This window comes from Sphingobium sp., assembly GCF_036170395.1.
Taxonomy (GTDB): domain Bacteria; phylum Pseudomonadota; class Alphaproteobacteria; order Sphingomonadales; family Sphingomonadaceae; genus Sphingobium.
In genome coordinates, this window is the sequence record NZ_JAVHPD010000007.1 from 273,493 (window position 1) to 286,985 (window position 13,493).

Sequence of the window (13,493 nt, forward strand, 5' to 3'; positions counted from 1 at the left end):
TTTGCAGCTCGGATTTTTGCAGGGTGTAGCGGGTCATCGGCGGTGCGGTGTGGTGGTCAGTGCCACCTCGAGGGACAACGACAGGGCAGAATCATCAACTCGGGTCATAGCTCGATCAAAAGAACAGAGCTGGAATATTGAGTCAGTCGCCGACGAGTGATCTCCTTCGGTCACCCACCAGCCCCCAGCGGCTCCGTTCATTTCGGGCGGCCCATAGCCGAGTCTTGAAGCCGCGCCCCGACCGCATCCGGCGGTATGGGCGGGAGCTTCAACGTGACCCCGACCAAATTGCTCATCGGCCAGATCCTTGTCGTGTTCGCAATCGTGATCGCGGGCCTCTGGGCGGCGACCCAATGGGCGGCGGCGATGCTCGCCTACCAGCCCGAACTTGGTCCGGCCTGGTTCATGGCTGGAAGCACGCCGGTCTATCGTCCCTGGGCGCTCTTCCCCTGGTGGTATCACTACGATGCCTATGCGCCGCATGTTTTCGACAAGGCCGGCGCGCTCGCCGGCGCGAGCGGTTTCATCGGCTGCGGCGCGGCGATCGCAGGCTCGCTCTGGCGCGCGCGGCAGTCGCGTCACGTCACCACCTATGGTTCGGCGCGCTGGGCCAGGCCGAACGAGATCGAGCGGGCCGGCCTTTACGGTGATGCCGGCGTATTCCTGGGCCGCTCGCGCGGCCGCTATCTCCGGCATGACGGCCCCGAACATATCATGGCGTTCGCGCCAACCCGTTCGGGCAAGGGCGTCGGGCTGGTCATACCGACACTGCTTGGCTGGACCGGCAGCGCCGTGGTTCACGACATCAAGGGCGAGAACTGGCAGCTCACCGCCGGCTGGCGCGCGCGCTTCTCCCACGTCCTGCTGTTCAATCCGACCGATCCCGCTTCCGCCAAATACAACCCGCTGCTGGAGGTCCGGCGCGGCGAGCATGAGGTCCGCGACGTCCAGAACATCGCCGACATCCTGGTCGATCCCGAAGGCGCGCTCGAACGGCGCAACCACTGGGAGAAAACCTCCCATTCGCTCCTGGTCGGCGCGATCCTCCACGTCCTTTATGCGGAGGAAGAAAAGACGCTCGCACGGGTAGCCACATTCCTGTCGGACCCGCAGCGGCCGTTCACCGCCACGCTCCGGCGGATGATGACCACCAATCACCTCGGCACGAAGGATGCGCCGCAGATCCATCCCGTCGTCGCCTCGGCGGCGCGCGAGGTGCTCAACAAGAGCGAGAACGAGCGCAGCGGCGTCCTCTCCACCGCAATGTCGTTTCTCGGGCTCTATCGCGACCCGACCGTCGCCGCGGTGACATCGCGCTGCGACTGGCGGATCGCCGATCTCGTCGAGGCCGGCCATCCGGTCTCGCTCTACCTTGTCATCCCGCCATCGGACATCAGCCGCACCAAGCCGCTGGTGCGGTTGGTGCTCAACCAGATCGGCCGCCGCCTCACCGAAAAGCTCGATGCCGATCCCGCCAGGGCGGGCAAGCACAAGCTCCTGATGATGCTCGACGAGTTCCCGGCATTGGGGCGGCTCGACTTCTTCGAGACCAGTCTTGCCTTTCTCGCGGGCTATGGAGTGCGCGCCTTCCTGATCGCGCAGTCCTTGAACCAGATCGAGAAGGCTTATGGCGAGCACAACTCGATCCTCGACAACTGCCATGTCCGCGTCGCGTTTGCGACCAACGACGAGCGCACGGCGCGGCGGATTTCGGACGCGCTCGGCATCGCCACCGAACAGCGCGCGATGCGCAACTATGCCGGCCACCGGCTCGCGCCCTGGCTGGCGCACGTCATGGTCAGCCGGCAGGAGACCGCCCGGCCACTCCTGACCACCGGCGAGGTGATGCAGCTCCCGCCCAAGGATGAGCTTGTCCTTGTCTCCGGCATGGCCCCGATCCGCGCGAGGAAGCTGCGCTATTACGAGGACCGCAATTTCCGCGAGCGGATCGCACCGCCGCCGCAGCCCGCGCCCGGAGACTATCCCGACCGGCCGCAGGCACGCCCCAACGACTGGAGCGGACTGGTCCGCGCGCCCGATACCCGGCTCGGCAAGCCCGATGACGATGCGAAGGCGGATGAGGACGGCGGCTTGCAACAGCAGCGCCACCCCGGCCTCGGCGAAGAACCCGCCAAAAAACCCGAGCCGCCAAAGCAGCTCGACCTGCTCGGCCTGGACAGCGACGACACCGACACGATCGCCGACAAGCACGCGATGGACCGCGCCGGCGCCACCGGCACGCTGATCCGCGCTCACGCGATCAATCAGGGTCGCAGCGCCGACATGCTGCCGGACTTCTGACAATGGCCGCGATCAAACCCAACCGCGTCCGCTACCAGCTCTTCCTGCCCGAAGATCTGAGCCACCGCTTCGAGGCGCTGGCGAGCCAGCCCGGCGCGTCCAAATCGGCGATCCTCACCGACGCGCTCACCGCCTGGCTCAACCGGCAGGCGGCGAGCGAGCTGGAGAACAAGTTCAGCCAGCGGCTCGATCGCATGTCGCTCGCGCTGGGGCGTGTCGAGCGTGACGGGCATGTGCTGCTCGAGAGCCTGGCGCTGTTCATCCGCTATGAACTGATGGTGCAGGCCCCTTTGGCCGAAGCCGACGAAGCGGCGCGTGCGATCGGCCGAGACCGCTTCGAGGCGTTCATTGCCCGCGTCGGCGAAGCGCTCGCCAGCGGCCAGCGCACGCTTGCTGCCTCCGCGAAAGACAATGGAGGTGGGCGATGAGCGACACGCTTTTCGGCTCCGATAATTCCGCAGGGCGTCGGCGCGCGATGCTGCGCACCGCGATGGGGCCGACCATCGCCGCAGCGCTGGCCGATCCGGTGGTCATCGAGATCATGGTGAACCCGGACGGCGTGTTGCGCCTTGATCGACTCGGCGAAGGCCGGATCGATACCGGCACCAAATATGAGCCCGCGCAGGTCGAGCGGATCATCCGCCTGGTTGCCAGCCACGCACGGACAGAGGTTCATGGCAATGCGCCGATCGTGTCAGCCGAGCTGCCACCGCACGGCGAAGGCGCGGGCGAGCGGTTCGAGGGTATCCTGCCGCCGGTCAGCCTCGCGCCGTGCTTCTCGATCCGCAAGCCCGCGGCGCGCATCTACACTTTGCTCGACTATGTGCGGGACGGCATCATGCCCGCCGACACGGCGCGACTGCTGTCGATGGCCGTGGTCGAGCGCAAGAACATCCTGGTCGCGGGTGGCACCAGTTCGGGCAAGACGACGCTTGCCAACGCGCTGCTCGCCGAGATGGCGCACCTCGACGAACGCGTCATCATCATTGAAGACACGCGTGAGTTGCAATGCGCCGCGCCCGACGTGGTGGGGCTGCGCACGCGTACGATTGGCACTGCCGGAGCCGGCGGCGTCACGATGGCTGATCTTGTCCGCTCGACATTGCGGCTCCGCCCCGATCGCATCGTCGTTGGCGAGGTGCGCGGGCGCGAAGCGCTCGACATGCTCAAAGCCTGGAACACCGGGCATCCGGGCGGCATCGCAACCGTCCACGCCAATTCGGCAGTGTCGGCGCTCTACCGGCTCGAGCAGCTCGTGCAGGAAAGCGTCGTCACCGTTCCGCGCCGGCTGATCGCCGACGCCATCGACATGATCGTGTTCATCGCCGGGCGCGGCCTCGCGCGCCGCGTCGACACGATCGCGCGCGTCGCCGGCCTCGATCCCGACGGCGGCTACGCCGTCCTCGACCTTACTCCCGACCACGCCCTCGAACCCCAAGGAGAATGACCATGCGCTTGTCCCGTATTCCTGCCCGTATTCCCGATCGTCGGAGCATCTTCCTCACCGGCGCCGCCATCGGCCTCGGGCTTGCGCTCGCCGCCACCGCGCAGGCCGCCGGCTCGGGCATGCCGTGGGAGGAACCGCTTCAGCAGGTCCTCGAATCGGTCCAGGGTCCTGTCGCCAAGATCGTCGCGGTGATCATCATCATCGTCACCGGTTTGACGCTCGCGTTCGGCGAGACGGCAGGCGGGTTCCGGCGCCTCATCCAGATCATCTTCGGCCTGTCGATCGCGTTTGCGGCGTCGAGCTTCTTCCTCAGCTTCTTCAGCTTCGGCGGCGGGGCGCTCATCTCGTGAACGCGCCAAATTCCTATGGCGCCAGCCATATCGAGGGGTTCGAGGCGCCGATGCACCGCGCGCTTGCCGAGCCGATCCTGCTTGGCGGGGCGCCGCGAGCGATCGCGATCGTCAATGGTACGATCGCGGCCGCGCTCGGACTCGGTCTCCAGCAGTGGATCGCCGGGCTGGCCATGTGGGCGTTCGGGCACACTCTCGCGGTGTTCGCCGCCAAGCGCGATCCCGACTTCGCCCCGGTCCTTGTCCGCCACCTTCGCCAGAAGGGGCATCTGTCATGCTGAATCTGCGCGAATACCGTCAGAAGGCCGACCGGCTCGCCGATCATCTTCCATGGGCGGCGCTTGTCGCGCCCGGCGTGGTGCTCAACAAGGACGGCAGCTTTTTGCGCGTCCTCAGGTTCCGCGGCCCCGATCTAGAATCCGCCACCGAAGCCGAGCTTGTCGCCGCCTGCGCGCGGGCGAACAATGTCCTGAAGCGCTTCGGCTCGGGCTGGGCACTCCATTTCGAGGCCGAGCGGCGCGAAGCGCTGGGTTATCCCGACAGCAGCTTTCCCGATGCGGCGTCGTGGCTGGTCGATGAGGAACGGCGCGCGGCGTTCGAAAGCGCGGGCGCGCATTTCGAGAGCCGCTATTATCTGACGCTCACCCTCCTGCCTCCGCCCGATCAGGCGGACACGGCGGGCCGAGCGCTGATCGAGCGCAGCGACGACGCGAAGGGCCGCGACTGGCGACAAGCGCTTGCCGGCTTCATCGCCGAGACGGATCGTGCGCTTGACCTGTTCAGAGGCTTCATGCCCGAGGTGCGCGCGCTCGGCGACAGCGAAATGCTGACCTTTCTCCACGGTGCGATCTCCGCGCGCCGCCATGTCGTCGCCGTGCCCGAAACGCCCATCTATCTGGACGGGCTGCTCGCCGACACGCCGCTGACCGGCGGGCTCGAACCGATGCTCGGCGACGAGCATCTGCGGACGCTCACCATCCTCGGATTTCCGAACGCGAGCCGTCCCGGCATCCTCGACGGACTCAACCATGAGGATTTTGGCTATCGCTGGGTGACGCGCTTCATTGCGCTCGACAAGACCGACGCAACCAAAGCGCTCACTCGCCTGCGGCGGCAGTGGTTCAACAAGCGCAAGTCGATCACCGCGCTGCTGCGCGAAGTCATCTACAACCAGCCGGTCCAGCTTCTCGACAGCGATGCCGACAACAAGGTGGTCGATGCCGACCTCGCCTTGCAGGCGCTCGGCGGCGATCATGTCGCGTTCGGCTATCTGACGACGACGATCACCGTTGCCGATATCGACCGCGCCCGCGTCGAGGAAAAGGTCCGCGCGGTCGAGCGCATCGTCAACGGGCTCGGCTTCACCTGCATCCGCGAGGGCATGAATGTGGTCGAGGCGTGGCTGTCGAGCCTGCCGGGCCATGTCTATGCGAACGTCCGGCAACCGATCGTCCACACCCTGAATCTCGCGCATCTCATGCCGCTGTCCTCGGTATGGGCAGGACCGGCGCGTAATCCGCACCTCGACGGTCCGCCGCTGCTTTATGCGGAAACCAGCGGCTCGACGCCGTTCCGTCTCAGCACGCATGTCGGCGACGTCGGTCATATGCTGATCGTCGGACCCACCGGGGCCGGAAAGTCGGTGCTGCTCGCAATGCTCGCGCTTCAGTTCCGGCGATATCCAGACTCCCAGGTCTATGTCTTCGACAAGGGATTTTCGGCGCGCGCGGCCGTGCTGGCGATGGGCGGCGCGCATCACGCGCTCGGGCTTGGCGGTGAGAGCGGTCATGCCGATGACGTGGGCGGGCGAACGATCGCCTTCCAGCCGCTGCGCCACATCGATCGCTCCAACGCACGCGCCTGGGCGACCGAATGGATCGGCGCGCTGCTCGCCCATGAGAAAGTACTGGTCACACCCGAGATCAAGGAGGCCGTCTGGTCGGCGCTCACCAATCTCGCGACCGCCCCGATCGAGGAACGCACGCTCACCGGCCTGTCGCTGCTGCTGCAATCGGCACCGCTGCGATCGGCGCTCGCGCCCTATACGCTCGAAGGATCGTTCGGCCGCCTGCTCGACGCCGCCGAAGACGATCTAGCGATCGCCGACGTGCAGTGCTTCGAGACTGAAGCGCTGATGGGGCAGGCGGGCGTCGTTGCGCCCGTGCTGACCTACCTGTTCCATCGTCTCGAGGAGCGCTTCACCGGGCGGCCGACGCTTCTCGTACTGGATGAAGCCTGGGTGTTCCTCGACCACCCGCTGTTCGCCGCGCGCATCCGTGAGTGGCTGAAGGTGCTGCGCAAGAAGAACGTCAGCGTCGTGTTCGCGACACAGAGCCTAGCCGATATCGCCGACAGCACGATCGCGCCGGCCATCATCGAAAGCTGTCCGCAGCGCATCTTGCTGCCCAATGATCGGGCGATCGAGCCGCAGGGCCAGACGGTCTACGTCCGCTTCGGTCTCAACGCGCGCCAGATCGAACTGGTCAGCCGCGCGACGCCCAAGCGGCAATATTATCTGCAATCAGCGCGCGGCAACCGGCTGTTCGAGCTTGGGCTAGGCCCGATCGCGCTGGCGTTGTGCGGCGCGTCCGATCCCGACAGCCAGAAGCGCATAGACGCGGTGCTGGCCGAAAAGGGCCAGGCCGACTTCGCCGCGACCTTTCTCTCCCAAGCCGGCCTCGATTGGGCGGCCGACCTGCTTGGGCGTCACCCTGCCGCCCGCCCCCCAGAAGACAAGGAGTAATTTCCCGTGCCCCGTATCCCTATCCGCAAATATGCGTGCCTCTCCGCTCTCGCGCTCGGCGCCGTCGGCTCGCTCGGTATCGGCATCGCGTTGACCTCGACGCCCGTCGCGGCCCAGCTCAGTGTGTTCGATCCATCGAACTATTCGCAAAACCTGCTCACCGCCGCGCGCACGCTTGCCCAGATCAACAACCAGATCCAGAGTCTCCAGAACGAAGCGCAGATGCTGATCAACCAGGGCAAGAACCTGTCCCGGATCGATTTCCCGCAACTTCAGGAGCTTCGCCAGCGCCTCCAGCAGATCGACCAGCTCATGGGCCAGGCGCAGGGCGTCGACTTCCGCATCGATCAGCTCGACGAGCGCTTCCGCCAGCTCTACCCGCAGGAGTTCGATCAGGTGTTCCGCCGCGATCAGCGTGTGGCTCGCGCACGCGATCAACTCGATACCGCGATGTCCGCGTTTCGCCAGACGATGGGGGTCCAGAACCGCATCGTCGACAACGTACGGAGCGACACGCAGGCGCTCGCCGACATCGTCGCGCGCAGCCAGGGCGCGGAAGGCTCGCTTCAGGCGCAGCAGGCCACGAACCAGCTTCTCGCGCTCACCGCCAAGCAGCAGCTCCAGCTTCAGCAAATGATGGCGGCGCAGTTCCGGGCGGAATCGGTCGAGCAGGCGCAGCGGGGCCAGATCGCGCGCGAGGCACGCGAGTCGACGCGCCGCTTCCTCGGCGACGGCAAGGCTTACACGCCACGCCAATGAGCTGAGGCAGGCGAGGACCGCGCCCCCAGCTCCCCCCGGGTCCGAACCTGTCTCGTCGCGGGGGCCGTAGGGCTTGCCCCTCTCATGGCCGCCGGTCCCCGCGACACCTTTCAACTTCAAGCAGGAACCCGCCCATATGGATGACCTGAATGTCATCGATCAGTTCATGGAGGCCTTCGCCTCCTACATCGACAGCGGGTTCGGCCTGTTGGGCGGTGACGTCGGTTTCCTGACCACGATCCTGATCGGCATCGACATCACGCTCGCCGGGCTGTTCTGGGCGCTCGGCGGCGAAGACGACGTCATCGCCAAGTTCCTCAAAAAGATCCTCTATGTCGGCGTCTTCGCCCTGATCCTCAACAGCTTCTCGACACTGTCCGATATCATCTTTCGCAGCTTCGCCGGCCTCGGCCTCACCGCAGGGGGCAGCGCGATTACGGCTGACGATTTATTGCGACCCGGCAAGCTGGCCGGGACCGGCTTCGAGGCAGCATGGCCGCTCCTCGAGCAGGCGAAGGAGTTGGTTGGCCCGATCGCCTTCTTCGACAATTTCATCGAGATCGCCGTGCTGGTGATCGCCTGGGTCGTCGTCATCGCCGCCTTTTTCATCCTCGCGATCCAGCTTTTCATCACAATCCTCGAATTCAAGCTTACTTCGCTCGCCGGCTTCGTGCTCGTGCCCTTTGCGCTGTGGAACCGCACGTCGTTCCTCGCCGAACGGGTGCTCGGGAACGTCGTCAGTTCGGGCATCAAGGTCATGGTGCTCGCGGTCATCGTCGGCATCGGCTCTAACTATTTCGCCGACTTCACCAGTGCGATCACCGGCGACGAGGTGTCGATCGAACAGGCCGTGTCGCTGATGCTCGCGAGCCTCGCGATCTTTGGCCTCTCCATCTTCGGCCCGGGAATCGCATCCGGCCTCGTCGCCGGCGCGCCGCAGCTCGGCGCCGGATCGGTGATCGCCACTACCGTGCTTGCCGGCGGAGGTCTTGCGATGGCAGGCGCTGGCGCCGTCGGCGCGGCACGCGGTCTCGCGGGGGCCGGTCTCGGCGCGATCCGCGCCGGTACATCGATGGGGTCTGCCGCATCCACTGCCTACAAGCTCGGGCAGGAAACCTCGGGCTCGACCAGCGTCGGCGCGGGCCTCGGCGGCGTTGCGACCGCCATGCGCGGCGCGGCTGCCAACCGGATGAGCGGCGGTCTCGGCGTTAGCGCTGCCGCCGATCGTGGGCAGCGCGCCGCATGGGAAGCAGGAAGCACCCGTGCCGGCGGCGCCGCCCCCGCAGCCGCGCCGATAGGCGCAGCTGAAGGAACACCCGCCTGGGCGCAGAAGCTTCATGCCAGCCAGAATGCTCGCCACCGCCGCCAGATGGCGATCCACGCAATCCAGGGCGGCGACCGCGGCGGCGCTGGCGCCACTCCAGACATCAAGGAAAGGGACTGAGCGATGAAATTTCGACGCGCATTGCAGCGCTATGGGCGAACGCCCGAACCCGAGACACCCTACCAACGAGCGGGCCAGCTTTGGGATGAGCGTATCGGCTCGGCTCGCGCACAGGCGAAGAACTGGCGGCTGATGGCCTTCGGCGGCCTGTTCCTGACCACTGGTCTGTCGGGCGCGCTGGTCTGGCAATCGATGCAAAGCCGCGTCGTGCCCTATGTGGTCGAGGTCGATGCACTCGGGCAAGCACAGGCCGTCGCGCCTGCCGCCAAGGACTATCGGCCGACCGATCCGCAGATCGCATGGTTCCTCGGCCGGTTCATCACCGGCGTTCGAGCGCGCTCGCTCGATCCGGTATTGATGCGTGAAAACTGGCTATCAGCCTATGATTTCGCGACCGAACGTGCGTCACTGTTCCTCGGCGAATATGCCCGCACCTCCAATCCGTTCGCCGATGTCGGGCGCAAGACGGTTTCGGTGCAGGTGACGAGCGTCGTCCGCGCGTCGGATACGAGCTTCCAGGTCAAATGGACCGAGCAGCAATATGAGCGGGGAAGCCTCGCCAGCACGTCACGCTGGACGGCGATGCTCACGGTGAAGATCAAGCCGCCGCGCTTGGCCGATGTGCTCCGAAAAAACCCGCTCGGTCTCTATGTTGACGCGATCGACTGGAGCCGCGAACTGGAAACGCCTCAGGACCGGCCGCCTTCGCCGCAACCATCGGCCGTGCCCGATCCCGCACAATCACTCCCGGTCGCGCCGCCCACCGACATTCCGCTGGGCTCGCCGCTCGATCCGACCCTTGCTCAACCCGCAGCCGCACCATCCCCCGAAAGGACCGACCAATGATCCGTGCCCTCATCCTGGCGGCGAGCGCGATGGCGCTTGCCATGGGCGTCGCTGCGCAGAGCCGCGAACCCGCGTCACCCACCGCGCGCGTCACTGCCGCCAACCGGGCGGCACTGCGCGAGCCGTCGAGCGCGGGATATATATATGCCGTCCAGGTCTATCCCTGGGCGGAAGGCGTGCTCTACCGGCTCTATGCCGCGCCCGAGCGCATCACCGACATTGCCTTGCAGCCGGGCGAAACGATTGTGTCCGTCGCCGCCGGCGACACCGTGCGCTGGACTGTCGGCGATACCACCAGCGGCATCGGCGAAAGCAAGCGCGTGCACATCCTCGTCAAGCCGTTTTCGGCGGGCCTACGCACAAACCTTGTCATTGCTACCGATCGCCGGACCTACCATCTCCAGCTCGAAAGCACGCCCGCGACCGCGATGGCGGCGATCTCCTGGACCTATCCACATGACGAGCTGATCGCGCTCCGGCGTCAGCGCGATGCAGCCGTGGCGGCGACGCCGATCGCGTCGGGCCTCTCGGTCGAAAGCCTCAACTTCAACTATGCGATCTCGGGCGACAAGCCGGCCTGGCGGCCGCTGCGCGCGTTCGACGATGGGCGGCAGACCTACATCGAGTTCTCGCCTGCGATCGCCGTGGGTGAGGCGCCCCCGCTGTTCGTGATTGGCGAGGATGGCGAGGCCCAGCTCGTCAACTATCGCGTCGCCGGCCGCTATTATGTGGTCGACCGCCTGTTCGGTGTCGCCGAGCTGCGCCTTGGCGGCAAGAAACAGCAGATTGTCCGTATCACCGCCGCCCAGCCGAAGAGCCGGCAGCGCAAGGCCGGGAGGGGCGCGTGACCGATCCAACCGCTTCTTCCGCGCCGATCGCGGCGCCCAAAGCCGACCCCGAAACGCTCGTTCTGCGCGCGGCGCCGGGCCGCGTCACCCGTTTTCGCCGCGGTGCGATCGTCGCCATCGCTGCCGCCGGCTCGACCGCGATCATCGGCGTCGCCTGGCTGGCGCTCAAGCCCGCGACCCTGAGCCTGATCGCACGAAGCGATGAAAAGCTGGTTGGCGCGAAGGCGCCGCCTGATGCGCTCGCGGGCGCGCCGACGAGCTATGGCGACGTGCCGAAGCTCGGGCTACCGCTTCCCGGTGATCTCGGGCGGCCGATCCTCGAGCGCCAGCGGCAGCTTGGCGGGATGGTTCCCCCTGACCCCGCTGCCGATGCGGTGAGCCGGGCCGCGCAGGAAGCCGAAGCCGAGCGCCAGCGCATCGCCGCTGAGCAGAAGGCCGCACGCGAGTCTGGCGTCATGCTGCAATTGGCGGGCGGCGGTCGCGCCGCCGCCCCTGCACCGGTGACTACCGATGCAAGTGTTCCGCCAGCATCGGCCGAGACTGCCAAGCCGCTCCTCGACCCTGACCGAGATCCTAACGCCCAGGGGCGCAAGAACGAATTGGTCGGCCACGCCAATCGCGACGACGACATCAATCCGCACGCGCTGGCGCAGTCCGTATCGCCTTGGACCTTGCAGGCCGGCAGCATCATTGCCGCGAGCCTCATAACCGGGCTCAACTCGGATCTTCCCGGGCTCGTCACCGCGCAGATCACGGAGAACGTCTATGACAGTGTGACCGGGCGCGGTCTGCTCATTCCGCAAGGATCGCGGCTGATCGGCAGCTACGACAGCGTTGTAGCGTTTGGGCAGAGCCGTGCGCTGGTCGTCTGGCAGCGGATTATCCTGCCCGACGGCTCGTCGATTCGTATCGACAATGTGCCGGCGACCGATACGCAGGGCTATGCGGGTCTGTCCGACCGGATCGACCGGCATACTTGGCAACTTCTGAAGGGCGTCGCCCTGTCGACACTGCTGGGCGTCGGCACTGAATTGAGCTTCGGCAGCACCGAAAGCGACCTTGTCCGGGCGATCCGCGAGTCAGCGCAGCAGAGCGGCGCGCGCGCCGGCGATCAGCTCGTCACGCGCAATCTCAATATCCAGCCGACCTTGCGCGTGCGTCCCGGCTGGCCGCTACGGGTGGTCGTGCACAAAGACATCATATTGCCCGGACCCTGGGGAGGCCGTCATGGCTGATTTGAAGCTGCCAAGGCTGCCCGATCGGACGCCGGCTAAGATCACGATCAACGTCATGCCGGATCTCATCGAAGCGCTGAACGACTACGCCGAGGCCTATGAGGCGGCCTACGGCCGACGCGAGTCCGTACCGGACCTCATTCCATTCATGCTTAGCGGCTTCCTGGCGAGCGACCGCTCGTTCAGCCGGGCACGTAAGAAATAGTCCGATGTCGGCCCGGCAGCCTGCAACGAATGGCGACGACGCGCCCCCGATTGGGCCGATAAGCGTTCGCATTCCCGACGCAGTACGGATGACGGGGCTCAGCAAATCCAAGATCTACCAGCTCATCGCTTCCGGCGACATCGAGGCAGCCAAGGTCGGCCGTGCAACCGTGGTGTTTGTCGATAGTCTGCGGTCCTTTCTGCGATCACACTGTAAACAGCCGCGTTCTCGGGCGTAGCAGGGATCGCGCATGTCGGCCTGTCGATATTTCGGCACGGCCTGTCGCGAAGGGGTAAAATTGGGGGTGGATTGAGCGGAATTATCGGCACGACGATCAAGAACGTTGTTATAAATCAGTATCTTATGTTTTTCGTGTGAATCCCTCCTCCGCTACCACTTCAATCATCCGGGACGTCTCGGGCTTTTGGGCTATCAATATCGCTATAGACGCTGGCGAAGCATTAAGCGATCTCCAGCGCCTGTATGAGGTCCAACTCATCAGCCATCGCTTTTTTTTCGACCGCGATGTCGTAGGCCGCCTGCATATTGGTCCAAAACTCAGGGCTATTACCTAGCAGCTTGGACAAACGTAAAGCCATTTGCGGCGTCACCGGCTTTTCCTCATTCATGATGTCGTACAGATGCTGGCGGGAAATGCGTAGCAGCTTTGCCACAGCGACCTTCGACAGACGGAGACTAGGAAGAATGTCTTCCCGCAGAATCTCACCGGGATGGGTGGGCGGAAGCCCTTCAAGAACAACGCTCATCTATAATCTCCTGACATGTGAATTCAGTGGTAATCCTCGAGATCGACATCAATGGCATGCTGTCCCTGCCAGCCCCATGTGACGCGGTAATTTCCGCTTGCATCCACCGCATAACGCTTCGGCTTGCCCTGTAGGCTGTGGAACCGATAGCCCGGCAGGTTCATATCCTCCGGCAGGGTTGCCGCATTCAAGGCAGCCAGGATACGCCGAACGCGACCGGAATTCTGGACCGGCAGTTTTGATGCATCACCTCTTTCGGCGAAGAGCCTGAGCGCCTTTGAACGGAACGACCTGATCATCGCCCTATCTGTAAGCTAATGGCTTTCATATGTCAACTGTTGGCTTACGAGTTATGTATCGTCTCGAGGGAGCAAAGCGCCCCCCGATTCATACGCAAACACTACGCCCCTTCCCCGCTCCCTCTCTCGCATTCCAACGGCGGGCGGGACTAATGGGCTGACCGTGGACGGACCGGGGCGCAGGGGCGTGGCCGGGGTTTCGCGGGAGTTTCATCATGCAGGATCTTGTCTGGATCGGCGTCATCGTGG

At 65.2% G+C, this 13,493-nt stretch carries 15 protein-coding genes; 13 read left to right on the top strand and 2 right to left on the bottom strand.

What is annotated here, in order from left to right; translation table 11 throughout:
• Nucleotides 1–273 precede the first annotated feature (273 nt).
• The 13 genes from V2B31_RS02970 (at nucleotide 274) to V2B31_RS03030 (ending at nucleotide 12,416) form a co-directional block, all read left to right on the top strand.
• Nucleotides 274–2,301 carry a conjugal transfer protein TraG gene (locus V2B31_RS02970; RefSeq protein ID WP_038292469.1) on the top strand — a complete coding sequence of 676 codons (2,028 nt, stop codon included), beginning with the start codon at nucleotides 274–276 and terminating at the stop codon, nucleotides 2,299–2,301.
• A 2-nt stretch (nucleotides 2,302–2,303) separates the two neighbouring features.
• Nucleotides 2,304–2,729: a hypothetical protein gene (locus V2B31_RS02975; RefSeq protein WP_017499937.1), complete on the top strand. Its 426-nt coding sequence runs from the start codon at nucleotides 2,304–2,306 to the stop codon at nucleotides 2,727–2,729.
• The gene (gene trbB / locus V2B31_RS02980; protein WP_017499936.1) at nucleotides 2,726–3,748 is read left to right on the top strand and encodes a P-type conjugative transfer ATPase TrbB; all 1,023 of its coding nucleotides are present in this window, start codon (nucleotides 2,726–2,728) and stop codon (nucleotides 3,746–3,748) included. Before V2B31_RS02975 ends, trbB begins: the two co-directional genes overlap by 4 nt.
• Complete coding sequence (locus tag V2B31_RS02985) at nucleotides 3,745–4,098, top strand: TrbC/VirB2 family protein (RefSeq protein WP_017499935.1); 354 nt, start codon at nucleotides 3,745–3,747, stop codon at nucleotides 4,096–4,098. The genes trbB and V2B31_RS02985 overlap by 4 nt, the downstream gene beginning before the upstream one ends.
• Nucleotides 4,099–4,148: 50 nt before the next feature.
• Entirely contained in the window at nucleotides 4,149–4,379 is a 231-nt protein-coding gene (locus V2B31_RS02990; RefSeq protein WP_051035683.1) for a VirB3 family type IV secretion system protein, read from the top strand.
• A complete protein-coding gene (gene trbE / locus V2B31_RS02995) occupies nucleotides 4,373–6,841 on the top strand; it encodes a conjugal transfer protein TrbE (protein ID WP_017499933.1) in 2,469 nt (822 codons plus the stop codon). Before V2B31_RS02990 ends, trbE begins: the two co-directional genes overlap by 7 nt.
• Before the next feature lie 6 nt (nucleotides 6,842–6,847).
• Entirely contained in the window at nucleotides 6,848–7,600 is a 753-nt protein-coding gene (gene trbJ, locus V2B31_RS03000) for a P-type conjugative transfer protein TrbJ (RefSeq protein ID WP_017499932.1), read from the top strand.
• Nucleotides 7,601–7,736: 136 nt separating this feature from the next.
• Nucleotides 7,737–9,044, top strand: a complete 1,308-nt coding sequence (gene trbL / locus V2B31_RS03005) for a P-type conjugative transfer protein TrbL (RefSeq protein ID WP_017499931.1) — start codon at nucleotides 7,737–7,739, stop codon at nucleotides 9,042–9,044.
• Between the two features lie 3 nt (nucleotides 9,045–9,047).
• Nucleotides 9,048–9,890, top strand: a complete 843-nt coding sequence (gene trbF / locus V2B31_RS03010; RefSeq protein WP_026108910.1) for a conjugal transfer protein TrbF — start codon at nucleotides 9,048–9,050, stop codon at nucleotides 9,888–9,890.
• Nucleotides 9,887–10,738 carry a P-type conjugative transfer protein TrbG gene (gene trbG, locus V2B31_RS03015; RefSeq protein ID WP_006635655.1) on the top strand — a complete coding sequence of 284 codons (852 nt, stop codon included), beginning with the start codon at nucleotides 9,887–9,889 and terminating at the stop codon, nucleotides 10,736–10,738. Before trbF ends, trbG begins: the two co-directional genes overlap by 4 nt.
• Nucleotides 10,735–11,973 (top strand): TrbI/VirB10 family protein, encoded by a 1,239-nt coding sequence (locus V2B31_RS03020; RefSeq protein ID WP_017499929.1) that lies wholly within the window; start codon nucleotides 10,735–10,737, stop codon nucleotides 11,971–11,973. The genes trbG and V2B31_RS03020 overlap by 4 nt, the downstream gene beginning before the upstream one ends.
• Nucleotides 11,966–12,178: a DUF2274 domain-containing protein gene (locus V2B31_RS03025; protein WP_017499928.1), complete on the top strand. Its 213-nt coding sequence runs from the start codon at nucleotides 11,966–11,968 to the stop codon at nucleotides 12,176–12,178. The genes V2B31_RS03020 and V2B31_RS03025 overlap by 8 nt, the downstream gene beginning before the upstream one ends.
• 4 nt (nucleotides 12,179–12,182) lie before the next feature.
• Nucleotides 12,183–12,416 carry a helix-turn-helix domain-containing protein gene (locus V2B31_RS03030; protein ID WP_051035681.1) on the top strand — a complete coding sequence of 78 codons (234 nt, stop codon included), beginning with the start codon at nucleotides 12,183–12,185 and terminating at the stop codon, nucleotides 12,414–12,416.
• A gap of 223 nt (nucleotides 12,417–12,639) precedes the next feature.
• Here V2B31_RS03030 and V2B31_RS03035 read toward each other — a convergent pair whose 3' ends face one another.
• Nucleotides 12,640–12,945, bottom strand: coding sequence for a HigA family addiction module antitoxin (locus V2B31_RS03035; protein ID WP_328275125.1), 306 nt, complete (start codon nucleotides 12,943–12,945; stop codon nucleotides 12,640–12,642).
• A 23-nt stretch (nucleotides 12,946–12,968) separates the two neighbouring features.
• Nucleotides 12,969–13,244 carry a type II toxin-antitoxin system RelE/ParE family toxin gene (locus V2B31_RS03040; protein ID WP_328275126.1) on the bottom strand — a complete coding sequence of 92 codons (276 nt, stop codon included), beginning with the start codon at nucleotides 13,242–13,244 and terminating at the stop codon, nucleotides 12,969–12,971.
• Nucleotides 13,245–13,493: the final 249 nt, after the last annotated feature.

Excerpts from the sequence above, each read along its gene's own strand:
- V2B31_RS03030 (WP_051035681.1), top strand. The coding sequence starts at position 12,183 with ATGTCGGCCCGGCAGCCTGCAACGAATGGCGACGACGCGCCCCCGATT.
- V2B31_RS02990 (WP_051035683.1), top strand. The coding sequence starts at position 4,149 with ATGCACCGCGCGCTTGCCGAGCCGATCCTGCTTGGCGGGGCGCCGCGA.
- V2B31_RS03040 (WP_328275126.1), bottom strand. The coding sequence starts at position 13,244 with ATGATCAGGTCGTTCCGTTCAAAGGCGCTCAGGCTCTTCGCCGAAAGA.
- V2B31_RS02975 (WP_017499937.1), top strand. The coding sequence starts at position 2,304 with ATGGCCGCGATCAAACCCAACCGCGTCCGCTACCAGCTCTTCCTGCCC.
- trbG (WP_006635655.1), top strand. The coding sequence starts at position 9,887 with ATGATCCGTGCCCTCATCCTGGCGGCGAGCGCGATGGCGCTTGCCATG.
- trbL (WP_017499931.1), top strand. The coding sequence starts at position 7,737 with ATGGATGACCTGAATGTCATCGATCAGTTCATGGAGGCCTTCGCCTCC.
- V2B31_RS02985 (WP_017499935.1), top strand. The coding sequence starts at position 3,745 with ATGACCATGCGCTTGTCCCGTATTCCTGCCCGTATTCCCGATCGTCGG.
- trbF (WP_026108910.1), top strand. The coding sequence starts at position 9,048 with ATGAAATTTCGACGCGCATTGCAGCGCTATGGGCGAACGCCCGAACCC.
- trbB (WP_017499936.1), top strand. The coding sequence starts at position 2,726 with ATGAGCGACACGCTTTTCGGCTCCGATAATTCCGCAGGGCGTCGGCGC.
- trbE (WP_017499933.1), top strand. The coding sequence starts at position 4,373 with ATGCTGAATCTGCGCGAATACCGTCAGAAGGCCGACCGGCTCGCCGAT.
- V2B31_RS03025 (WP_017499928.1), top strand. The coding sequence starts at position 11,966 with ATGGCTGATTTGAAGCTGCCAAGGCTGCCCGATCGGACGCCGGCTAAG.
- V2B31_RS03035 (WP_328275125.1), bottom strand. The coding sequence starts at position 12,945 with ATGAGCGTTGTTCTTGAAGGGCTTCCGCCCACCCATCCCGGTGAGATT.